This is a genomic window from Streptomyces sp. NPDC037013 (genome assembly GCF_055607265.1).
This window is the reverse complement of sequence record NZ_JBVJRV010000008.1, coordinates 1-21,066: the sequence shown is the minus strand read 5'-3', so window position 1 is coordinate 21,066 and position 21,066 is coordinate 1. Positions and strand designations below refer to the sequence as shown.

Annotated in this window: 25 protein-coding genes; 4 read left to right on the top strand and 21 right to left on the bottom strand. The window is 67.7% G+C overall.

All coding sequences use genetic code 11. From position 1 onward, the window contains the following. Positions 1 to 67 precede the first annotated feature (67 nt). The 7 genes from ACZ7DY_RS28460 to ACZ7DY_RS28430 all read right to left on the bottom strand — a co-directional run bounded on the left by ACZ7DY_RS28460 (position 68) and on the right by ACZ7DY_RS28430 (position 5,516). On the bottom strand, positions 68 to 1,264 hold the full coding sequence (locus ACZ7DY_RS28460) for a tyrosine-type recombinase/integrase (protein WP_471140010.1): 1,197 nt from the start codon (positions 1,262 to 1,264) through the stop codon (positions 68 to 70). Between the two features lie 71 nt (positions 1,265 to 1,335). Further along, positions 1,336 to 1,545: a helix-turn-helix domain-containing protein gene (locus ACZ7DY_RS28455; RefSeq protein WP_471140007.1), complete on the bottom strand. Its 210-nt coding sequence runs from the start codon at positions 1,543 to 1,545 to the stop codon at positions 1,336 to 1,338. Positions 1,546 to 2,009: 464 nt separating this feature from the next. Beyond that, positions 2,010 to 3,485, bottom strand: a complete 1,476-nt coding sequence (locus tag ACZ7DY_RS28450; RefSeq protein ID WP_471140005.1) for an ATP-binding protein — start codon at positions 3,483 to 3,485, stop codon at positions 2,010 to 2,012. Position 3,486: 1 nt separating this feature from the next. Further along, positions 3,487 to 4,326, bottom strand: a complete 840-nt coding sequence (locus tag ACZ7DY_RS28445) for a bifunctional DNA primase/polymerase (protein WP_471140003.1) — start codon at positions 4,324 to 4,326, stop codon at positions 3,487 to 3,489. Beyond that, positions 4,323 to 5,048: a DNA methylase gene (locus ACZ7DY_RS28440; RefSeq protein ID WP_471140002.1), complete on the bottom strand. Its 726-nt coding sequence runs from the start codon at positions 5,046 to 5,048 to the stop codon at positions 4,323 to 4,325. Before ACZ7DY_RS28440 ends, ACZ7DY_RS28445 begins: the two co-directional genes overlap by 4 nt. A gap of 89 nt (positions 5,049 to 5,137) precedes the next feature. After that, a complete protein-coding gene (locus ACZ7DY_RS28435; RefSeq protein WP_471140000.1) occupies positions 5,138 to 5,302 on the bottom strand; it encodes a hypothetical protein in 165 nt (54 codons plus the stop codon). 10 nt (positions 5,303 to 5,312) lie between these two features. Further along, positions 5,313 to 5,516 carry a hypothetical protein gene (locus ACZ7DY_RS28430; protein ID WP_471139997.1) on the bottom strand — a complete coding sequence of 68 codons (204 nt, stop codon included), beginning with the start codon at positions 5,514 to 5,516 and terminating at the stop codon, positions 5,313 to 5,315. 179 nt (positions 5,517 to 5,695) lie between these two features. Here ACZ7DY_RS28430 and ACZ7DY_RS28425 point away from each other — a divergent pair, with 179 nt between their 5' ends. Next, a complete protein-coding gene (locus tag ACZ7DY_RS28425) occupies positions 5,696 to 6,040 on the top strand; it encodes a peptidase inhibitor family I36 protein (protein WP_471139995.1) in 345 nt (114 codons plus the stop codon). Between the two features lie 109 nt (positions 6,041 to 6,149). Here the strand turns inward: ACZ7DY_RS28425 and ACZ7DY_RS28420 are convergent, their stop codons facing one another. The 14 genes from ACZ7DY_RS28420 to ACZ7DY_RS28355 form a co-directional block, all read right to left on the bottom strand. Then, on the bottom strand, positions 6,150 to 7,031 hold the full coding sequence (locus ACZ7DY_RS28420) for an IS5 family transposase (protein WP_471140866.1): 882 nt from the start codon (positions 7,029 to 7,031) through the stop codon (positions 6,150 to 6,152). 53 nt (positions 7,032 to 7,084) lie between these two features. Beyond that, positions 7,085 to 7,294 (bottom strand): hypothetical protein, encoded by a 210-nt coding sequence (locus ACZ7DY_RS28415; protein WP_471139993.1) that lies wholly within the window; start codon positions 7,292 to 7,294, stop codon positions 7,085 to 7,087. 179 nt (positions 7,295 to 7,473) lie between these two features. After that, entirely contained in the window at positions 7,474 to 8,730 is a 1,257-nt protein-coding gene (locus tag ACZ7DY_RS28410) for a hypothetical protein (protein WP_471139991.1), read from the bottom strand. Beyond that, entirely contained in the window at positions 8,724 to 10,067 is a 1,344-nt protein-coding gene (locus ACZ7DY_RS28405) for a hypothetical protein (protein WP_471139989.1), read from the bottom strand. The genes ACZ7DY_RS28410 and ACZ7DY_RS28405 overlap by 7 nt, the downstream gene beginning before the upstream one ends. Beyond that, positions 9,991 to 11,226, bottom strand: a complete 1,236-nt coding sequence (locus ACZ7DY_RS28400) for a hypothetical protein (protein WP_471139987.1) — start codon at positions 11,224 to 11,226, stop codon at positions 9,991 to 9,993. Before ACZ7DY_RS28400 ends, ACZ7DY_RS28405 begins: the two co-directional genes overlap by 77 nt. A gap of 2 nt (positions 11,227 to 11,228) precedes the next feature. Beyond that, positions 11,229 to 11,603 (bottom strand): hypothetical protein, encoded by a 375-nt coding sequence (locus ACZ7DY_RS28395; protein ID WP_471139984.1) that lies wholly within the window; start codon positions 11,601 to 11,603, stop codon positions 11,229 to 11,231. Positions 11,604 to 11,605: 2 nt separating this feature from the next. Beyond that, a complete protein-coding gene (locus tag ACZ7DY_RS28390) occupies positions 11,606 to 11,785 on the bottom strand; it encodes a hypothetical protein (RefSeq protein WP_471139982.1) in 180 nt (59 codons plus the stop codon). A gap of 44 nt (positions 11,786 to 11,829) precedes the next feature. Beyond that, entirely contained in the window at positions 11,830 to 12,813 is a 984-nt protein-coding gene (locus tag ACZ7DY_RS28385) for a C40 family peptidase (protein ID WP_471139979.1), read from the bottom strand. A gap of 156 nt (positions 12,814 to 12,969) precedes the next feature. After that, positions 12,970 to 14,718 (bottom strand): type IV secretory system conjugative DNA transfer family protein, encoded by a 1,749-nt coding sequence (locus ACZ7DY_RS28380; protein WP_471139976.1) that lies wholly within the window; start codon positions 14,716 to 14,718, stop codon positions 12,970 to 12,972. Positions 14,719 to 14,952: 234 nt separating this feature from the next. After that, positions 14,953 to 15,198 (bottom strand): hypothetical protein, encoded by a 246-nt coding sequence (locus ACZ7DY_RS28375; RefSeq protein WP_471139974.1) that lies wholly within the window; start codon positions 15,196 to 15,198, stop codon positions 14,953 to 14,955. A gap of 9 nt (positions 15,199 to 15,207) precedes the next feature. Continuing rightward, positions 15,208 to 16,371: a hypothetical protein gene (locus tag ACZ7DY_RS28370; RefSeq protein WP_471139972.1), complete on the bottom strand. Its 1,164-nt coding sequence runs from the start codon at positions 16,369 to 16,371 to the stop codon at positions 15,208 to 15,210. Further along, on the bottom strand, positions 16,361 to 16,702 hold the full coding sequence (locus ACZ7DY_RS28365) for a hypothetical protein (protein ID WP_471139970.1): 342 nt from the start codon (positions 16,700 to 16,702) through the stop codon (positions 16,361 to 16,363). The genes ACZ7DY_RS28370 and ACZ7DY_RS28365 overlap by 11 nt, the downstream gene beginning before the upstream one ends. Beyond that, positions 16,699 to 17,355 (bottom strand): GGDEF domain-containing protein, encoded by a 657-nt coding sequence (locus tag ACZ7DY_RS28360; RefSeq protein ID WP_471139968.1) that lies wholly within the window; start codon positions 17,353 to 17,355, stop codon positions 16,699 to 16,701. The genes ACZ7DY_RS28365 and ACZ7DY_RS28360 overlap by 4 nt, the downstream gene beginning before the upstream one ends. Beyond that, the gene (locus tag ACZ7DY_RS28355) at positions 17,352 to 17,678 is read right to left on the bottom strand and encodes a hypothetical protein (protein WP_471139966.1); all 327 of its coding nucleotides are present in this window, start codon (positions 17,676 to 17,678) and stop codon (positions 17,352 to 17,354) included. Before ACZ7DY_RS28355 ends, ACZ7DY_RS28360 begins: the two co-directional genes overlap by 4 nt. A gap of 814 nt (positions 17,679 to 18,492) precedes the next feature. On the opposite strand from ACZ7DY_RS28355, the gene ACZ7DY_RS28350 reads away from it, so the two are divergent. The 3 genes from ACZ7DY_RS28350 (at position 18,493) to ACZ7DY_RS28340 (ending at position 20,820) form a co-directional block, all read left to right on the top strand. Beyond that, complete coding sequence (locus tag ACZ7DY_RS28350) at positions 18,493 to 18,861, top strand: GntR family transcriptional regulator (protein ID WP_471139963.1); 369 nt, start codon at positions 18,493 to 18,495, stop codon at positions 18,859 to 18,861. Positions 18,862 to 19,103: 242 nt separating this feature from the next. Next, positions 19,104 to 20,318 (top strand): helix-turn-helix domain-containing protein, encoded by a 1,215-nt coding sequence (locus ACZ7DY_RS28345; protein WP_471139960.1) that lies wholly within the window; start codon positions 19,104 to 19,106, stop codon positions 20,316 to 20,318. Between the two features lie 52 nt (positions 20,319 to 20,370). Continuing rightward, positions 20,371 to 20,820: an NUDIX domain-containing protein gene (locus ACZ7DY_RS28340; RefSeq protein ID WP_471140864.1), complete on the top strand. Its 450-nt coding sequence runs from the start codon at positions 20,371 to 20,373 to the stop codon at positions 20,818 to 20,820. Positions 20,821 to 21,066 lie beyond the last annotated feature (246 nt).

Genomic DNA, 21,066 nt, shown 5'->3' with positions numbered 1-21,066 from the left:
AGGTCAAGGCGCGTATAAGTACTTCGCGATGGAGCCAAGGAGCCAAACCGGGAGCCAAAGCCCACCACTACGCCCCTGTAAGTCCCTCGTCGGCCCCGTCACTCGCACCTTCCCCGAAGATGTCGTCCATGGCTTCAGCGCCTTCTGTGAGCACGGGACGAAGCTGCTTGCGGTAGACCCTCTCCGTGGTGCCACTGTCGCTATGGCCTACGAGACGTGCGATGGACTCGATCGGCACGCCGTGATCAGAAAGTAGGGACACAAAACTGGTGCGCAGCTCTCGCGAAGTCCACTCCGCCGGCTGCTCGAAACCAGCGTCCTTCAGGAGGAGCCGAAAGTTGCGCCGCACGTTGAGGGCGGTCCGTTGCTCCCCAGTCTCAGAGGGAAAAACAAGGCCGTCCGGATCCCATACCGTCCCCGACTCTTTGCACTTGCTGCGCTGCGACGCCCTGTGCGCTTCCAGGACTGGTACGACTTGGCGCGGCATGGCCAGCGAGCGCCTGCTCTTACGGGTCTTGGTGTCGCCACCTCGGCGTACAGACCTCCACACGTCCACGTGGGGTTTCACTCCGCCGACTACCTGTGTGTGCACGTGCGTCCAACGGAGTGGCCGGGCCTCCTCGGTGCGCACTCCAACCAGGAGAGACAGCACCACATAGACATGAATCCAGGTGCCCACCTTGGCCTGCAGTACGGCTTCCCCCTGCTCGAAGGTGAGCGACTTGCTGGGGCGGCCGGGCCGCCCGTCCGGAACCTCGACCCACTCCGCCACATTGCGCAGGGCCTTGCCTCTGCGCTGTGCATGGCCGATGGAGCGTCGCAGTACTGAATGAAGCATCTTCAAGGACTGCGTGGACAGCACCTCCGCCTTCTCCTCAAGCCATTCATCCAGATCGTCCGCCTCAAGTTCGCGCAGCTTGGCATACCCCAAGTCCGGATGGATGTGGGTCCTGGAAAGGCTCCGATAGGTCTCGATGCTGCTGGCCTCGCGCCCTTTGAGCCCCTGACGGAACCAGTCATTCACAGCTTGGGAGACCGTGTAGTTGGCGGGCGTCTTTCGACCTGCCTCAAGCTCTTTCTTCAGGTCACGCAACTTGCGCCGTACTTCGGTCTTCGTCTTGCCAGACACCGCGGGACGGATGCGCTTCCCTGCTGGCGTGTGCCCAAGGGAAACAGCTCCTACGTAGCGGCCCTTGGACTTGTCCCAGTAGATCGAATCTTCACCATGGCCCGCCCTGCGGCGCCCCTCGGAATCCTCGGTCATCCGTTACTGCCTTCCTATATGGCCAGGCAGGGCCCGCTGAGGCGGATCCTGCCTGGCGTGTTGTCCGACTGCTATGCGGCTGCTTGCGCTTCTCGTTTGAGTAGCTCGACGTACTCCGCGATGTACTCGGGCGGAACGAGTCGACGTCGACCGATCCGGACCGTCTGGAGGCGCCCAAGGCGGATCTCCTCGTAGATCAGTGAACGGCCGATGGCGAGAGCCTCGGCTGCCTCCTCCGGGGTGTAGAGGAGCCTGGCGACAGGTGCAGCGGTGGCACTCATTAAGGAGCCTCCTCGGCGGTGCATCTCTTGCCTTCGGGAGTCAGGTCGTGGGCCCGGGTGTGTCCTAGGTGCGGATTTCTGCGTCATCGCGTCACCTGCGTCAATAAGACCCCTGACCTGCGGGTTTGAGTGACGCAGCAGGATGGGGCCTGCGTCACCTGTGACACGGGCTCCCGTCATGGGGTGACGCGGATGACGCGGGAGTGACGCAGGATCCGCCGTCTGCGTCACCGTTGTCTGTGCTGGTCAGCGGCCGTCTGTCGGACCCTGGTGACGCAATGACGCAGACCTCCCCTACTTAGGAAAACGAGGGGGTGGTTTCTGTGGTGGTGCGTCGCCGCTCAGGACATGAAGAACGGGCCGCTTCGCGGCGCGACTTGTGCAGGGCGGCTGGCGCCGCCGAACAGCAAGAGGAGCACCCCGGGCGGGGCGTGCTCCTCTTGCTTGTCCGCCCGTGCGGGCAGTTAGAACGCGGTCTGCTGTTGGTGCAGCGGGGTCGGGGCCTGGCGGCTGAGCTCGATGTAGCGGGCGGCGCTGGTGCGGCCCCACTCGACCAGGACGCCCCGGGCGGCCAGGGTGGGCTGGATGCGCCGCAGCCGATCAGAGAGCACTTTGCCGGTGGTGGGCCAGCCCTTGGGCAGCGGGCGGTAGTCCTCGCCGCTGTAGAGGGTGGTGAGGCAGTGCAGCCACTCGGCCGACGTCATGCGTACCTCCTCGCCGGGGGCGAGGCCGGCAGCGTGCTGCAGGACGGTCTGCGCCAGCAGGTCACCTTCGATGACGTCGTCGTTCAGGTCGTCCAGGCTGGCCCGGTAGGCGGCCAGGGTCCCGAAGCCCGTGGCTGCGTCGAGTTGGGCGCACAGGTGGGCGAAGTCGGCCATGCGCAGGTCGGTGGGGGTTTCCGCTTCGGCCGCGCGGACTTTGACGGTGAGATCCAGGAGCGAGCCGAGTACGACGGGGAGGATCTCGGCGTACTCCGCCCACAACTCCGCCTCGGTGCGCCGCACCCGGGGGCGCTCCAGGCGCAGGGTGAGGAGACGTTCGGCGAGGTCGGGGCGGATGATGCCGACGTCGATGCCGGTGAGCAGGACCGGGCGGCGGTAGCGGGAGCGCACGACGTCGCCGTCGGTGAACAGCGCGCGCTTGATGCTCTCGGCTCCGGTGATGACGCAGCACATGAGGTCGGACAGGTCCGGGGCCAGGTGCGAGAGGTTGTCCAAAGCGGTGATCCACCCGGCGGCCACGGCCGTGATCATGTTCTCTTCGTCCTTCGGGGGACGGCGCAGGTCGCTGCTCATCCCCTCGATGATGCGGATAAGCATCCGCCCGGCGGTGGACTTGCCCGCGCCCTGCGGGCCGGTCAGGAAGGGCGCCGGAACCGGGACGGAGGGTTCAAGGCAGCCGATGAGCCAGGCGAGGGCCAGGCATTCGGTCTGGGCGTCGGCGAAGTTGCACAGCCGCAGCAGCAGATCCAGACCTTTGCCGTCGGTGTCCTGGGCTGGGAGGGGGAGTTCGCCGGTGAGCTGGGTACGCCGCCAGCAGACCTCTGCGGGGTCAGGGACGCGGATGTCCCAACCGGTGGGATGGATGCGTACCGACTGTCCGTCGTCGCGGCCCAGATCGAGCCAGGTGGCACCGTCCAAGCCGGGGGCGACGCGGATGTGGGTGGGCTGTACCTGCTCGGTCAGGGCGAGTGCTTCGATCAAGTCCAACGCCTCCTTGAGGGCAGTTCCGTTGAAGACACCGACCCCGTCGCGGAAGAGGTCGACCATGAGTTCTTGGCGGTGGCTCCCGGTGGTTCCCTGGGAGCGGATGGGGCGAGCCACGGGGTGGCCGGTGCGCTGGGCGTACACGGTGCCGTCGACCGTGCGGAAGTACCGGAAGTGGGTCTGCGCGTAGTCGGTGATGACCTTGCGCGCCGGGTCCTTCTCCTCGTCGGACACGTCACAGTCCCAACTTCGAACGGGCGTTGTTCCATGCGTCGGTGCAGTGCCGCAGGGTCTCGCCCTTGGCCTGCGCAGCAGTGAACAGACGGGTGATGTGGGCGTCGGTGAGGCAGCCGCACCGGCCGTGTGTGGAGAGCACGGCCAGGAAGGTGCGGTACACGGTGGCGTGCACGCCGCTGGTCGCCTCGGTGATGCGCTGGGCCGCCATGGCGATGCCACGCTCCAGGTAGGCGGGCGTGCGGTGGCGGCACTCCCCGCCCCCGGCCGGCGCGGACGCGGTGACGGTGCGCGGCGTGGGCCGGATCGTCGGCGGCTTGTTCACGGCCAACTGGCGCACGGCATCCGGCAACGCCGTCATGGCGCCCGTGCCGAACCCGAGCCAGCGGGCGTAGGCCATCGTGGACTTGATGTCCACACCGGGCCGAACCGCGTTCGCGGACTGCATCCGACCCAGGTAGAGCCAGTGCTCACCGCGGGTGGTGGGCACGATCGGCGTGGCGGGCAGGGTCTCGCGGGCCCACGCGATGGCGTCGGCGTTGTCCAGGTCCACGACCGTCAGCCCCGCCCCGCCCGGGTGGTAGGCGACCGCGCTCGCGCGCAGCCACGCACGGCGCCAGAGGCCGGAGGTGATGACGTCCGGGTCGGTCGTCGCGGCGGCCCATGCGTGGCACGGAGCCGGGCAGGTGCAAGGGCCGGGGGTCTTCATGTTGGGCCGTCCGCCGCAGGCGTTGTCGGTGCAGCGGCGGCAGTTGGCAAACGGCACCTTCCCTGCCCGCAGGGGCATGACCGGGATGCGTGAGGCCGCGAGGTCGAGCGCGGTGCGCAGGTGCTCGCTCATGCCGCCACCCCCGCCGTGCGGGAGGTGAGGAAGGCGCGGCCGATGTGCTCGCTGTAGGCGGGCGGGATGGCCTCGGTCAGTTCCTCGCGTACGTCGGTCCAGTCGATACCGAGTGCGGCCTGAAGTTCGGGGATGGACGGCTTGCCGCCGCCGTTGCCGTACGCGGCCACGTACGGGCCGTCGAAGTACCGGCCGTGACGGTAGCCGCGCACGCGGCCCCGGTGCGGGCGGTGCGCCGGCTGCTCGATGTTCCAGCCGCCGAGTTCGAAGTTGCGGTGGCGGATGACGCCGAGGCCGAACATCTCGCCGCACAGGGTGAGGTCTTTGCGGATGGCGGCGCGGCCGTTGGGCTGCTCGATGACGTAGGGCAGGCCGGTCTTGTCAAGCAGTTCGCGGGTGGGCGCCACGAGGTCGATGTGCGTTCCGCCCCATCCCTGGGACTGGTTGGTGCCCACGGTCAGCGCGCATCCTGCCTGGCACGGGCAGGACGCGTGGACGAACGCGTACTGCTGGATCGCGCCCGTGGTGATGAGGCGGGCGAGATGTTCCAGGGCGTCGCCCCGGTGCTGGGAGAAGGGGTAGTTGGGCCGGTCGACGATGTCGCAGCCGTGCACGGCGAAACCGGCACGGGCGTAGCCCATGGCGGCGCCGCCGGCGCAGGAGAACAGATCCAGCAGCAACGGCCGGTGGCCGTCTCGCCGGATGGGGGTGGATTGCGTCATGCTGGAGACCTCCATCAGGTCTGTAGTGGGCGGATGGACAAGGGCGGCCCCAGTTCTTTGGCGAGATGCGGGGGCCGCCCTTGGCTTAGCTAGAGGTCGGTGCCGGTGTAGTGCGCGATGTAGCCGGGGCACGGGGACTCGTGGCAGTCGCAGCCGTCGCACTCGTTGCAGATGTCGCCCGCGCACTCGTCGCACAGTTCGTGGCCGGCGCAGCCGTAGTCGGCGCACTCGTCGCAGTACTCGTCTTCGTCCATGAGGGCTCCTTCAGCGCTGGTTCGCGGTGGTGGGGTCGGTGCGGATGACGGTGAAGGTGTCGGTGGTGGCGTCGTAGTGGACGTGGACCGGTCCGGGGGCGTCGGCGCGGGCCTCGGTGGCGCGGTGTGCGGCCACGAGGGAGGCGCGGGGGTTGCCGGCCGGGTAGGCGTCCAGACGGATCGGGTGGTGTCCGGTGCAGTCGCGGCAGGCCATGGCCCTAGGGCGTGTCCGATAGATCAGTGGGCAGGGCGTGAACCGGGTTCCCCCACATGGCCGCTGCGGAAAGGTTTCGGCGTTCACGAACGGGTGACAGCACACTGCCCCCCGTCTTGAGCCGGTGGTGGCATGGACAGCCTGGGGAGGAATCCACCCCTCCGTCTAAGGATGCCCTCATGCGTTTCCGTACTTCCCTCGCCGCCGCCCTGGGCGCGCTCGCGCTCGTCGTCACCCTGCCCACCTCCGCCAACGCCGCGACCGGCCAGTTCGTCTTCACCTACAACAAGGACGGCAAGACCATCGAGGCCAGGCTCAGTGACCCCAAGGGCCGCGAGTGCATCGACCTGGCCGAGGTCGCCGACCCGAGCACGACTCCCGCGCACTCCCCGCGCAACCGCACCAACAGCATCGTCACCGTCTATACCGACCTCGAATGCGAGGGCGAGTCCTTCTCCCTGAGGGCGTACAGCGGCTTCGGCGGCGAGGGCTTGAAGTTCCGCTCCGTCATCTTCAACCAGTAGCCCCACCGCCGACGGCCCTTCCGGCCCCTCCAGTCTCCGTGCGTGAGCGACTGCTGGAGGGGCCCGGTGCTGCACCCAGCAGACTCATCTCAGAGATCGGCCCGCCCGGTCAGGGACGAATCCAGAGGCGTACGGAAGCGGCGGTCACGCTGCCATGGAACACGTACGCTCTCTTGTCGAAGCGGGTGGCCACGGCCCGATAATTCTTCAACCGGCTGATCAGCCGCTCCACCTCGTTGCGACGCTTGTAGACCGTCGTGTCGAAGCCGGTGGGCCTGCCGCCCGCGCTGCCCCGCCGCTTCCGGTTGGCCCGTTGGTCCTTGCGCTCGGGAATGGTGTGCTTGATCTGCCTGCGCCGCAGATACCGGCGATTCCGAAGCGACGAGTAAGCTTTGTCGCCGCCCAGATGGCCGGGACGGGTACGAGGACGGCCACCGGCCGGGCGATGCACCCTCACTCGCTCCAGGACCGGAACCATCTGCGGCGCGTCACCCCACTGCCCAGGAGTGACCAGCGTGGCCAGCGGCCGCAATCCGCCCTCACCGACCACGTGGATCTTCGTCGTCAGCCCGCCCCGGGAACGGCCCAGGCCCTCGTCGGGACGGTGCTGCACCGGACGGGTGCGCTTCCCGGAATTGCGTGGCGCCTCCCTGCGAGCGCCCGCGGCATGCTGGTGAGCCCGGCACACCGTGGAGTCCACGCTCACCATCGACCAGTCAATACCGCCGGCCGCGTCGGCATCAGCCTGGACAGCCCGCAGAACCCTCTCCCACGTGCCATCCGCCGACCAGCGACGATGCCGGTCGTGCACCGTCTTCCACTTCCCGAACCGCGCTGGCAGATCCCGCCACGGAATACCCGTCCTCAGCCGGAACAGAATCCCGTTGATCACCCGACGATGATCCTTCCAACGCCCGCCCCGCCCGACGTTCCACGGCAAGTGCGGCCTCAGCCGCGCCCATTCAGCATCCGTCAGATCGCCTCGCCCCACGCTGAGATGAACGACCAAGACACAAGCCAGTCACACGACCCACCGGACAGGCCCTAGTCCTGGCCGTGCGGGCGGTCGTCGGCGCTCTGGATGTGCGTGGGCTGGTGCGGGCTGGCGTTGCCCTGGTCGGGCTGGTCGATGATGGCGGCGACGGCGAGCAGCAGCAGGGCGATCAGAGCCCAGAGCCAGAGGGGCCGCCGGGCGGGTGTGACCGGGGTGATGGTGATCTCGTAGCGGGCGGGAGTGCGGTTGCCTATCAGCACGGTGAAGCCTCCGAGTTGAGAGCGTCGCGGTGGGGTGGAGTACGGGCCGGTCGGCCTGCCCGGTCTTCGCCAGCCCGAAGGGGCGAGCGAAGGCCAGGCAGAGCGGCCGGGGACAGCGCCGTGCCCCGCCGATCCGGGGACGGAAGGCGGGGCGCGGTGGGCTGGCGCGGAGTTGAGTGTCAGGCGGCGTGGTCGATGACGTTGGGCGGCATCTCCCACGCCCACGCGCCACGGGCAACAGGCACGGGCGGCTTGCCTTGGGCGGCGTCGCGGCGCCGGGAGGTGAAGCACAGCCGCTTCTCGTAGTCGGTGACCAGGGTCTGAACGAGGTTGACGTGCCGCCCGGTCTGCCAGATGGCCTGTCCCCGGCCCAGCAGCGGGATCTGCCGCACGGCCCAGTCGGGCAGGGAGAACAGCCCGCGGCACTGCTCGGCTTCACCCTCGTCCATCTGGTGCAGGACCCGGGTGGAAGCCAGGCGGAGCAGGTCTTTGGCCTCTTCGGAGGTGGCGTCCTTGGCGCTGTGCGCGACGGAGGTGACCGAGAGACCTTCACGGCGGGAGTACTTCATCATCCGCTGCAACAGCGCGGCCGTGGCCGGGTGCTTGAGGATCTGCCACGCCTCTTCGACGATCAGCGTCGAGTGGATACCGTGATCGGCGCCGCCCTGGGCGAGCCACACCGACTCCAGGAACACCCCGACGACCGACATCAGCGCGGGCAGCGCGATAGAAGTGCGGTCGATGCGGGAGAAGTCGAACACGGTCAGCTTCGCATCGAGCGAGACCGACGTTTCCCCATCGAGCATGCCGCGCGTGGCGGAGCGGATGAACGGGGACAGGGCTTGCACGACTTCCTGCCCGAAGGCGAGCAGCTGCCTGGCATCGAAGCGTCCCGGGATCGCGTCCGCTTCCAGGGAGGTGACCGCTCCCATCAGACCGGACAGGGTGCGGGCCGCGGGGGATTCCATGGCCGCATCCAGTGCCATGCGCGCTCCGGGTGACAGCGGCCGGTGCCCGCCGAGTTCGGCAAGCACCGCGACCAGCTGCACGCGGTGCAGCGGGGGGATCCTCGGGTCGAGCGGGTTCATGCACACCCCGTCGCCGAAGCGGACCGGCGTGACGCCCATGGCCGCGGCGACCGCGTCCCACTCGCCGACGCCGTCTTCGCCTTTGGCGTCCAGTACGGCGTAGCGGCGCCCGGGGCGGGCCATGTCCCGCAGGGCCATGACCTTGGTGTTGGTGGACTTGCCGTTGCCCAGCGTGCCCAGCAGCGCCATCCCCGTGGACGGGAGCACTTCCTGATCGCAGTCCACGGGAGTGAGGCGGAAGGGGGAACCGTCCAGCAGGGAAGCGCCGATCAGGGCGCCGTCGGTGACGGGCCTGCAGGCGTAGCCCGGGAACAGGCCCGCTGCCTGGCGGGTGGTGGTGGTCAGCATGTGATCTCCCCTCCCGGAAGAGGCAGGGCCGCGTGCCAGCCCTTTTCGTGTTCGCGGTCCATCCACATCAGGTGGGCGCCGGCCGATACCGCGCTCTGCTCTACATCCCGCCGGAACTCTTTGAGTTCCTTCTCGTCGCGGGCCTGGACCATGATCTGGGCGGCGACCTTCACATAGGCGGCGCCGTCGGAGATGTCCTCCTCGTGGAGGTCGGCGGCCCGCTTGCCGGTACGGGTGGAGGTCTTCTCCCGCCGGACGTCCTGTTCGTCGCGGGCGGTCGCAGTGCGCAGCATCTCGCCGGTCTCCAGCCGCTTTTCCGCCTTGCGACGATCCAGCGGCAGATACTCGATGACGGTGGTGCGGGTGACGCGGGGCAGCGTGGTGATCATCGGGCGCCAGAAGTCCGCTGCCCGCTCACCGCGCCGGAAGTCGGTGACGTTGGCGGTCGCGGTGACGAAGTCCCCGGAGCGAAAGAGGTTCTCGTGGATCTCGTAGGGGTCGCTGCCCTTGATCGGGGCGAGCGCGATGTCCCAGGTGGCGCGGTCCCACATGCGGCCGGTGTCGATTCCGCACACCCGCGCCTGCTCGTAAGCGGCCTGAGCCCACGCGGTCTCTTCTTCGACGTCGGGGCCGTGGGCGGGCACGGACAGCAGGATGACGGTGGAGTGCACATCGCACGCCCCGTTCACCAGGTCCATGAGCTGGCGGTAGGAGTCGGCCAGGTCGCCGTCTCCTTCGGCGCGCACATCGTGCTCGCCGGTGTAGGGGCTGACCGCGTGCACGATGCGCACGCACGAGCCGTGGCCGGTGACCGCGACCCACTCCAGGAACGCGGCGAGTGCGTCGTGCGCGCGGTCGCGGTGCGCACTGTCCTTGAGGGCGGCGCCGTCGGTGACCCACTCGAACGCCGCCAGCAGCCTGCCTGCTCCTTGCGGGAACGCGCATCCGTCCCGCTCGTGCCACACCACCTCGGTGATGTGGGTGAAGGTCGTGTGGTGGGGCAGGGCCCCCTTCGCATCATCCGCGAAGGAGGCCTGCACACTCTCGTACCGCTTCATGGCCCGCTGCAGGGCGCGTTTCCGCAGCGCGTGGCCGCCGCGACGGCCCACGCGTTCGACGACGGTCGACCCGCCCGTCTTGACCAGGGACAGCGTCCCGGTCACAGCCGCCGGGATGATGCAGGTCAGTGTCCCCAGGAGGCCGGGGACGGCCATCCCGTGCACGGCGCTCAGGGCAACCCCGGCGCCCATGACGGTCAGGTCAGTGCGTGACGGGGGGAGCTTGAGTGTCTCGGTCTCGTAGAGGGGGTCGAGCAGATACGTCCGTGACCCGGACATGGCGGATCCTCTCCTGTCGTGCAGGCGTGGAACGGGACGGTGCGGGCTGAGCGGGGTTCGCCGACCGGCCCGGTGCCTTCAGCGCGGCACGGACGCCTTTGCCGCCGCCGGGGTAGGGGCGGCGGCCCGGCTCGTGCACGGACGCCGCCGGCCGGGGCGCCTTGCGCCTACCGGCCTGGGCGGCGGCCAGCCGCTTGGCGTGGATCTGGCGTTCGGCGTCGGCGGGCATCTTGGTGACCGCGGTGCGGCCCTCGCTCTGCGTCCTGAGCTTCGGGGCGCGGGTGACGGCCGCAGCGACGCTCTTGGCCATCGCCGGGAGGCTCAGCAGGATGTACAGGCACACCACCGCCGTGGCGGCGGTCAGCAGCAGATCGTTCAGCGCGCTCTTGGGCATCACCTTGCGGAACATCAGCACGATGGCGACCGGCACGCGGGCCAGGAATACCGCCGCGAGCAGATGCAGCAGCATTTTGCCGCTGCGCGAGCGCATCCACCCCTTGCCCACCCCCAGCGCGGCGGACAGCGGCAGGAACACCACCGCCGCCAGCACAGCGAGCGGCGAGATGACGCACACCAGCCACAGCGGGCCGACCGCCAGGACCACCACTGCGGCCTGCGCCAGGCGCCCGTAGGGGTTGCCGGTGGAGCCCAGCAGGGACTTTTCCATGCCCTTGAAGGGGTGGTCGGCCAGGTCGGCGTAGATGAGTGCGGAGAACTGGCCCAGTGCGAACGCGATCAGCGCCACCGCCGTGGGGATGACCGTGACGAGGAACAGCAGACCGAAGAACCGGCCGCCGGCCGATCCCGCCTTCTTGAAGGCGGGCCCCGAAGGGCGGGCGATCCAGAAGATCAGCCCGCCCACCAGAACAATCGCACCGATCAGCAGGGCCAGGCCCGCGACCGGGTTGTACACCTTGGCCAGCGTGCCGCCCTTGAGGCCCCCGAGAGGGTCGGCGGCGGCCATCATCGACTTGTCCATCAGCCGGTACAGCGCCGAGGCCTGGTCGGAGAGCCAGTTGACGGCGGCGCCCAGTGGATCGAGCGCATCGGGCTTGTGCGGCGTCAGGTCGTCGGGTGTGACTCCCTTGCCGCCGTTTTGGCCGCGCTCGCAGTACTTATGGGCAGCGCCCTTGACGTACTTGCACGGATCGTCGGCCATGCTCAGCCGCCCAGCGCGGTGGCGATGGACGGGCCGATGGCCAGCACGCCCAGCAGCAGCACGATCAGACCGCCGACCGTGACCGCGGTCTTCTTCAGCGCCGAGCCGTCCTTCTTGAACCCGGCCTGGATCCCGCCGCGCCCCGCCGAGATGACCGCCCCGGCGGCAATGGCCAGGATGACCGCGCCGACCAGAACCCCCATGATCACGCCGTACAGCGGCAGGAACCCCGCTACCGGCGCCAGGTCCGGGCCGGTGTCGTTGACCGTCTTGACGACCTGCTTGGCGCCCTTGGAGCAGTCCTTCGAGCCGTCCGACTTGGTGATGCACCCATCACCCGGACCGGCGACGACGATGGTTCCGGTGTACTTGCCCATGCTCAGTACTCCTTCTCAGACGTGCGGGTGAGGGGGGCGGGCTGCTGCGCCGTGCGGCGCTTGAGGCTGGATCCGAGCCGGAATGCGACGACCACGGCCCCGGCACACGTGAGGGCCAGGAAGACGGCCAGGACCGTCAGGACGGTCACCGTCGTTTCCAGGCTCTGAGCGGATGAGGCCACGGAATACATGGCCTGCGTGGTCGCAATGCACTGTCCGTTTCCCATCACACCTCCTTGGTGTTCGTGGATTTCGGGTAGACCCGGCCGGCACCCATGTAGGTGTCCCACCCGACCTTCTCGATACGGACCTTCGCCCCAGGACGCGGGGCGTTCAGGAAATGCCCCTTGCCGAGATAGATCCCGACGTGGTCGATGTCAGCGGGAGTCGCCTTGCCGGTCCGCTTCTTCTGGCTGAAGAAAATGAGATCCCCGATGCCGAGATCGTCTTTTTCGACGAGGGCCCCGTCGTTTTCCAGGTAGGTGTACTGGGCGCTGGCGACGCGGGGCAGGGTCACCCCGGCCTGAGAGAACGCGGCTTTGATGAGACCTGAGCAGTCGAACCCGCCATCGGCGGCACCGTCGCCACCCCAGACGTAGTTCTTGCCGATCTGCGCGGACGCATAGTTGACCGCTTCCACAGCCACGTTGCCCTGCCCGCCGACCGCCTGCCCCATCTTCGCGGCCGATGCCATGATGGTGGCGACGTAGTTTTCCGTCTCCTTGTAGGGCGGTATGCCCCGGTACTTTTGCACTGCTCCGGGACCGGCGTTGTATCCGGCCAGGGCAAGCCGCGTCTTGTCGCCGGGCACACCCTTAAGGTCTCGGGAGACCGAGCACATGTATTTGGCGGCGGACGGGATCGCGTCTTCCGGATCCCACACGTCCTTCTTGCCGTCGCCGTTGCCGTCGTATCCCGAGTTCTGCCAGGTTCCCGGCATGAACTGAGCAATCCCCATCGCCCCAACAGGCGATTTGGCGCGCGGGTTGAAACCGGATTCCTGTTTGAGCTGTGCGGCCAGAATGCTGGGGGTGATGGCGTCGCACTCGTTGCCCCAGGCGTTGAAGAGCCGCTCGAAGCGTGCGGGCACCGATCCCGGTACCGTGCGGTTGGCCACCGACGTGGCCTTGCCGCGGACCGCCGGGTTGCCGGTCAAACTGGTGGCGGTGACCGCCAGCAGCCCTGATCCGACCACCACAAGGCCGATCACGGATCCTTTCATCTCCTGCCCTCCGCAGGTATATTGATGCAGGTCACGGACCGTGCGGGACACTGTGCAGACACCGTGCGGCCACCGTGCACGGCACGGTGGGCCAGCGGTTCTGCACAGTGCCCGCACGGACGTTGCACGGTGTTGGCACGGTGGCTACCGGCCGAGAATGGCGGTCAGGAAGCGGCCCCGGACACGGCCCTCCTGGGCGGTGGGAACGCTGCAGCCGAACGACGTGGACAGCCACGCCGCGACCGCCTTGCCCGTCGCCGTGTCATCGCCTTCACCGGCGAGATCCACCCCCAGACCGCGGAGCCGCGCAGCGAATTCGACAGTGGAGAGAAACGCGTCGTCGCCGTACGCCTCACGGACCAGGCGCACGTATTCAGGCTCCGATTCCAGGAACTCATCCGCGCGGGCATCGATGGCCGCTTGCAGCTCCTCATCGGTGACGAGGAAACCGCGCAATTCCCGGAGCTGGTTCTTGATCTGGAGAATCGCTGCTCCGTCAATTGCCGGGAGCTTGGAGGCGTCGTGTCCCGTTGCCGCCGTGCCGCTTCCCAAAATCACGTCCGACTGCTTGGTCTCGGCGCACCCGAAGGCCAGCCGCACACGGTGATTCGCACGAATCGACGTGTTGATGACTTCAGCTTTCGGGCTCTGCGTCGCCAGCACGACGAGGATCTTCGACGAACGGAACTTCCGGGAAGCCTTCTTCAGCTTCTTCTCGAACTCTGCCGCCTGCTTATTCGAGTCGGCCTCATCGGTGTAGGTGCTGACCTCGTCGATGACGAAGAGCAGCGGCCGGTGCTCCACCTTGCCGTTTCCGGCCTTGACCGATGCGCTGTTCTCCGCAGCACGCTGCGCGTGCCGCTCTTCCACAAAGGAGATGATGTCCATCATCCGGTCGTGGTCGGGAACCTCCTCATAGATGAGGCACGCCTTTTCCGCATAGGCGAGGTCACCGTCCCCCTTGGCATCGACCAGGACGATGTCCCAGCCGTTGACGAGAGCGAAGTAGACGAGCCATTTGATCTCTTCGGTCTTTCCCGCACCGGCCGATCCGGCGACCAGAATGTGTGTATCGCCGACCGGAGAGCGGATCTCGACGATGGCGCCGTGCATGTCGTACCCGAGGGGGATCACGCCCCGGCGGGTGGCTTCCACCGGGTCGGGCAGAGCCGGGGTGCGGCTGTAGACGGGATGGTCCAAGACCGTGATGACCACGTGCCGGGACGTGGGCCCCGGTCGCATAGTCACCTTGGTGGCGTCCACGCCGAGCCAGGAGATCACCCGCTTCGACTTGGCCGCCACATCGCCATACACGCCGCCGGGGGGCAGCTCGATGACCCACTCTTCCCCCAGCTCGACCCGCCCGCGGCGGAGCGTGCGGGCCTTGCCCGCCGCGTAGTCCAGCTTCAGCGCGGCGGCCAGCTTGGGCGCCTCATCACTCTGGAAGGAAGCAGGCACCACCGGCGGCTGTGCATCCGGCACGAGAGGGACCGGGGAAGCGGGCCCCTCGTGTGGCTGCGCATCGGGTGTGAATGGGTCCCCGCTGCTCGGGGGACTTTGCGGGGCGGGGCTTTGGAGGCCTTCGGAGGCGAACGTGGCCACGGCGCGCGCCTGTTTGCGCGGACGCGCCCTGCGGGTACGCCGACATGCACGGGTCATGGCCAGCACGCACGATCCGACCAGCAGGACGGCGATGCCGAGCAGCCAGTAGCGGTTGTCGTAGACCCAGGCCTCCACCTCGTCGCGGTAGACCAGCCCGGAGGCGGGCACCGTGACGGCGAGCCCGCCGATCAGCCAGCGGGACTCCTCCGACATCGGTTTCCGTGCTGCTGACCTGGCCGTCTTGGTTGTGGGCGATGCTGCTTTCGTCTCTTCGACCGCTTCGGCGGTCATGCATCCTCATCTCTCAGGTGGGGTGGGAAGGACGAATCCCCAGGGCCGGTACTCGGATCTGCGCGGCGGACCTGCGGGACCTGCGGACCGTGTCCGCCAGCCCGCCAGCCGCCGGCCAACCGATGGCTCGGGGCGGTGGTGCACTCGACTGTCTTCCGGCAGTCGTGACGAAGGCCGTCCCCCACTCGACTGGGGGACGGCCTTCATCAGTGGTGCCGGAAGGGTGGCTCGGGGTCAGAGCTGATTGGGTTCCAGGGCGAAGAACATGACGTTGGCGTGCGCCAACTCCGGGTTCCTTCGCGCGAGTTCGTTCTTGATGGCCACGAAAGCGTCCATGCGAGTCCAGCTCTGCGGCGGCGTGAAGGTGTTGGACTGTGTGGAGATCAGCCTCCCGGGGATCTCCAGCGTCATCACCCAGTGGTGGCTGCCCTGCGGCTGCGCGGTTTGGGCGGTCTGCTCGATCGCGGTCTGTACGGGCATAACCTCTCCTTAAGCCTGGTCGCGAGGGGGCGCCTGGGGGGCTCGCACCTTGCTGGGGAATTCTGCTTGCAGCTGCTCGTAGGTCTTGGCCATCCGCTCGTAACTGGCCTTGGCCTCCTGGGCGTTCATGGCCTTGATGAAGCCGTTCAGCGACTTCGGCGGCGCCAGCTCGGTGAAGATCCGACGACCGGTGAGGTACAGCGCCCTGTCACTGATGCTGGGTTTGCGCCCAGGCCCCTCGGAAAGATCCGAGGGGGCCTCGGAATCGTCCGGGACGTATTCCGAGGGCACACGTTCGGCAAGGTGTTCGTGCAGGTCAGGGCTTTCCGAGGATTCCGAGGACTCCGCCTTGCCCAGGCCGGGCGCCGCAGGCTTCGGGCGCGTGGTGGCGGGGGGCTGTGGGGGCGCCTCGATAGCGGAGGCGGCCCGGTCCGGGGGCGCAGGCGGGGTGAGAGCATGCAGCTCTCGGGCCATGAAGGACCGGGCCTCCGCACCGTGCTTGTCCTCGGACGACTGCAGCTTCTCTTCGGCCCTGGCACGCGCCTTGTTGATCTTCTTTTGCATGCCGGTCAGTGCCTTCGCCTGCACCGCCTGCCGGTGCGCCTGGGCGAGCGTTTCGGCTGTCTCGATGACGACCTCGTTCTCGGCACCGGCCTTGAGCTGGCGGGCGTCGGCGTAGGTCAGGGCCAGGGTGTTGCGGGCGGCGGCGGACTGATCGGCGATGACACGAGAGGTCGCGTCATCCGCAAGCATGTGGTCGGCGAAGATCCGCAGCCCCATGAACACGGCGGCGGCCACCGGAACCAGGGCGAAGACGCGGGCGTGTCCCATCAGCAGCAGGATCGCGACCGACCCGGCCATCGAGAGGGCGGCCACGGACAGCATCACGGTCATCCCCAGGACGCTGCGTTGCCGGATGGCTTGCTCGCTCATCTTCAGCGCGCCGATCCACAACGCGTCGAAGACCAGGGCGATGAACCAGGCGGCGGCGGTGCCGAAGTGCCCGTGCAGACCGAGGATCGGCGCGAGCTGGCTGCCGACGGTGACCGCCACGACGGTCAGGGCCGCCAGCGTCAGCAGCTTCTCGACCACGGCGAACGGGTTGATGCCCCGGACCCTGTCCAGGGCGCGCGAGGTACGTGTCGGCTCGTCGGGCGATGTCTTATGCCGCATGGCAGCCTCCCACCATGGTCAGGGTGCGACGCAGTACGTCGCCGTAGGCGTACAAGGTCACGCGGGCACCGGCGTAGTCGGTGTCGGCGCACAGCACCCACGTCCGCCCGTCGCTTTGCGTGTGGAAGTCGATGTCCGCGCGGGCGATGCCGAGCGCGGCCCGCCACGGCTCGAACGCCCCCAAGTCGCCGTGCAGGGACAGATCCAGCACCGTCGGGTAGACCGGCGAGACACGCACGGTCGGCGCGGGCAGCTTGGCGAAGTCCACGGCCAGCAGCCGCAGCGCGGTCAGGGCAGGCGAGAGGTTCTGCACCGTGTCGGCGTAGCTCATGCGGTCACCTCCGGTGCGCCGTGGGTACCAGGGCGCCCCGCGCGGCGGCCGTTCACCGTGCCAAGCCCCGGACCGTGCTCATGCGCGGGGGCGATGCTGAAACCGCCGCCTTGCTGCTTGATCCGGTACATGTGCTCATCGGCCAACCGCAGCAGAGCGGACAGATCGGCCCGCCCGTAGCGGGCCACCCCGATCGACACGTGCACGTCGATCACGCGCCCCCCGAAGACAACGGGCTGCTCGAGTCGGCCGATGAGGTTCAGCAGCTTGGCGTTGAGGTTGCCAGTGACGGTGTCGCTCGCGTCGGTGATGGCGGCGAACTCGTCCCCGCCCAGTCGGCCGGCCACGCCGTGATGCGCGGCCGTCCACGCGCCCAGGCGCTGGCCGGTCGCGCGGAGCACCGCATCCCCGGCCGCGTGGCCGTATGTGTCGTTGATCTGCTTGAACCAGTTGAGATCCAGCACGAGCACGGCCCGCTGCTGCCCCTGGGCCAGGCTCTTGCAGGCGCGCTTTTCGAACTCTGCGCGCGTCCACAGGCCCGTCAGCGGGTCGTGGCGCACGGCCTTGATCCGCCGACGCAGCCACACGCTGTTCACGGACCACCCGGCCGTGAGCGGCAGGGCGACGGACAGGGCCGTCAAGGTCTGGCTCATGCCGCCACCGCCCGGCCCTGCATGGTGCACACCGGCGCCCGCCGCCCCCGGCGAACCCGACGCGTGCGGGGCGCCGGCGTCGGCAGGTCGCTCTCCCTCAGCAGAGCGTGGGCGTAGGCCGCGGCCACCGGGTCGACCTGCCGCAGGTCCGCAAGCACGTCACGCGCCACGGTCAGCCGTGCCGCCCGGTCCTCCTCGGACTCGTCGGCCGTACCGGTGAACAGCTCCGGATCGAACCCCGCCGCATACTCGGCAAAGCCCAACGCCAGCTCCGCGAACTCCTTCGCGGTAACGGCAGTATGACCAGCAACGATGCACCTCATGGGTCGTACTCCTCTGAGATCAGACGGAACGGGAACGGCCCAACAGCGGCCCCGGGTCTAGCCACCCGGGGCCGCGCGCCGTTGTGGAACCACGAGATTCCGGCTCCCCTCAACCCCGCCCGTACGGACGCGCCCCGAAGAGCGCCCCGGACGGGCGGAGGAGGCAACCGGCGCGGCGCTAGCCGCCGCGATTCGGCAGAAGGTGACCGGTCGCCCATGAGCGTCCTGCTGTGCTCGCGGACCAAAGAGGAAACGGCGCCGCTGTGCCGGTCAACCTGGGCGGCGCCTTGGGATGTCGTCGGTTCATACCGACCCCCTCACAGACGAAGGGACACGGCTTTCACCAGCACGCCGTTGCGACGTGAGGGCCCCGAGCCGGGAAAGTCGGGTGCGTCATCATCACTGCTCTGACGCCAACAGGACGGCGCGCACCAGGTGGCGCCCAAGAGGCTGTCCTTCAGGGGTGAAGGCATGCTCCCCAGGGGCGTTTCTCCAGAGCTGGCACGCAGGACAGGACAGGTTCGCCTGCCACGAAGTGGCCGTCGGCGGCCATCACCCGGGCCGTTGCGGGGGGCGGGGCTCAAGCCCCGCATTCACAACCTCTGTTGAGTTCTCAAGACACCATCGCTTCCTTCGAGGCGATCCGCCTAGTACGGACCTCTCCGGGCGTTTGTGCAGGTCAAGCAGGACTTACGTGTGCTCTCCCTGTGCGGGCCAGCAACTAACTCTGTTCTAGCACGACTGATACAACCAGTACAAGGTTCCGTGTTATTCGTGCTGGCTGTGCTAGATCAGTGGGCGCTAACATCGCTGCATGACACCGACTGCTGACGACGCACGACGGGTGAACGAGCAGATCGCTGAGGCCCTGCGCGAGGAGATCAACACCGGCAAGGTGAAGGTCGGGGACAAGCTGCCCTCGGTTCGAGCGATTGCTGAGCGCTTTGAGGTGGCTCCTGGGACGGCAACGAAGGCTGTCCAGCTACTCACGAAGTGGGGGCTAGTTACGCCCGATTCGACTCGCGGCTACTTCGTGAGCGCTCGCAGTCCTGAAACTCAGGAAGAGTCGGCCTCGAGTGCCGAGTTCACCGCGATCATGCGGGAGATCGAATCGATGCGTGAACATCTGGGCCGCTTGGACGGACGCCTCCGACAGTTGGAGGAGCGGGACGCGGCAGGGTGACAGCCGATCCCAGCCGTTTAGCCCTCTCCGCGAGGACACCCACTTCCATGGAGAGCTCCGCAAGGGCCACCATCACCTGGTGCCGTTCCCTAGCCGTCAGAGACATAGCCGCGCCTCCTTGCAGTCGTCGTTGGCGTCACGATCTCGACACCCATGACGCTATGGCGCGCCACTGATTCGACCCCGGAAAATCCTTCCGGGGTCCTCATTCCAACTGAGGTGACGCTGAAGTCATGCGAGGAATGACGCAGCAACTGACGATCGGCGAGCGGGTTGCGTGGTACCGCCATCGCCGCGGCATGTCCCAAGAGGTGTTGGCCGGGCTGGTTGGTCGCACCGCGGATTGGCTCGGCAAAGCGGAGAACAACCGCATCGAGCTGGACCGACTCTCTGTAATCCGGGCGCTGGCCCACGCATTGGACGTGTCCATCGGAGATCTCATCGGTGAGCCGACCCTGTTGGAGTGGTCGGCGGACAGCGGCCGCCGCACGGTGCCGGCCCTGCGTGAAGCGCTCATGGACTACCGGCAGTTGACTCCGCTACTCGGAGCGCCGACCGATGGTGAGCCGCCGTCATTGGACGCGTTGCGGTCCGATGTCGGCGAAGCGTGGGATGCCTACCAGGGATCTCAGTATGGCTTCGCGACACGACAGTTGCCCTTGATCCTCTCCGACGCCCTACTCGCAGTGCGCACGTATGCCGGGCAAGAGCGGGAGGAGGCGAACGCATTGCTCGCCTTGACCTACCAAGGGGCAGCGATGGTGCTCGGCAAGCTGGGCGAGAACGAGCTTGCGTGGATGGCGGCTGACCGGGGTCTTGCCGCCGCTCAGCAGAGCGGGAACAACGTCATCATTGGATCACTCTTCCGGTCGGTGACACACTGCCTGCTTTCCACTGGCCGCTTCGAGACCGCAGTGCAGCTTGTGAGCGACGCAGCCGGATTCCTTGAGCCTGGGCTAAGGGAAGCGACCCCCGCGTATCTGTCGGTCTACGGAACCCTCTTCCTGACGGGTTCGATGGCTGCGGCTCGCGCCGAGGACCGTGCGACAGCTCAAGCCTTCCTGCACGAGGCGGAAGGGATGGCAAGGCGGCTCGGGACAGACAGCAACCACATGTGGACTGCCTTTGGACCCACCAACGTCGCGATCCACAAAGTGGCCACCGCTGGTGAGCTGGGCGATTACCAGGTCGCGGCAGAGCTGGGGGCACAGGTTGATACGAGTGGGCTCCCAATCGAGCGAAGGGTGAGGCACAGCCTCGAAGTGGCGCGAGCCCTCACGGCCTGGAATCGCACTGACGACGCGCTCAGCGTCGTTCTTGACGCAGAAGAAATGGCACCGGAGCAGGTGCGGCACCACTACATGAGCCGTGAGATCGTGCTCGGCTGGGTCCGGGGGACCCGAGGCCGGCCGACGCGTCCTGTAGCCGACCTGGCCGAGAGGCTTCGAGTGCTCTGATCTGGTTAGGCTCGGTCACGTGAGCGAGACCGAGAACGAACACGAAGCGAAGATGGCGCGCCCGCGGATGGCCGCGGGCGCGCTCTTCTTCGATGCCCAGGGCCGGATCATGCTGCTGGAGACGACATACAAGGAGTACCGCGACATCCCAGGCGGGTATGTCGACGCGGGCGAGTCCCCGCTACAGGCGTGTGCGCGAGAGGTAAGAGAGGAACTCGGTATCACGCCCAAGATCGGCCGCTTGCTCGCCGTCGACTGGGCGCCGAGCCCCTCTGAGGGTGACAAGGTGCTGTGCCTGTTCGATGGTGGCACCCTCCCTGACCAGGTCCGGGCGCAGATCAGGTTGCAGGCATCAGAGATCAAGGCGTACGAGTTTTACGCCGTCGACGCGGTAGATGAGCTGACCATTCCCCGCCTCGCACGCCGTATCCGAGCAGCTGCTGCCGCTCGCAATGAGGGCGCCGTAGCGTACTTGGAGCATGGCGTACATCCTGAGCCCTAGGGACTGTCCGATGGGGCAAGCCGGATGCCAGTCTCCACCCCAACATCACCACACGCCAGGATCGTCGGCCTCCTCCGGGGCCTTCTGCTACCGGCTTCCGCTGCAAGGCACACTGCCGGTGGCACGATGGCATGATCGCCACCCACGGAATCCTCCAGGAGCGTGAAATGCAGCCCGAGTCACCGGAGTTCGACCACCTTCTGCACTGCGTCCCCGATGTCGAGTCGGCCACCCAGGCGTACACGG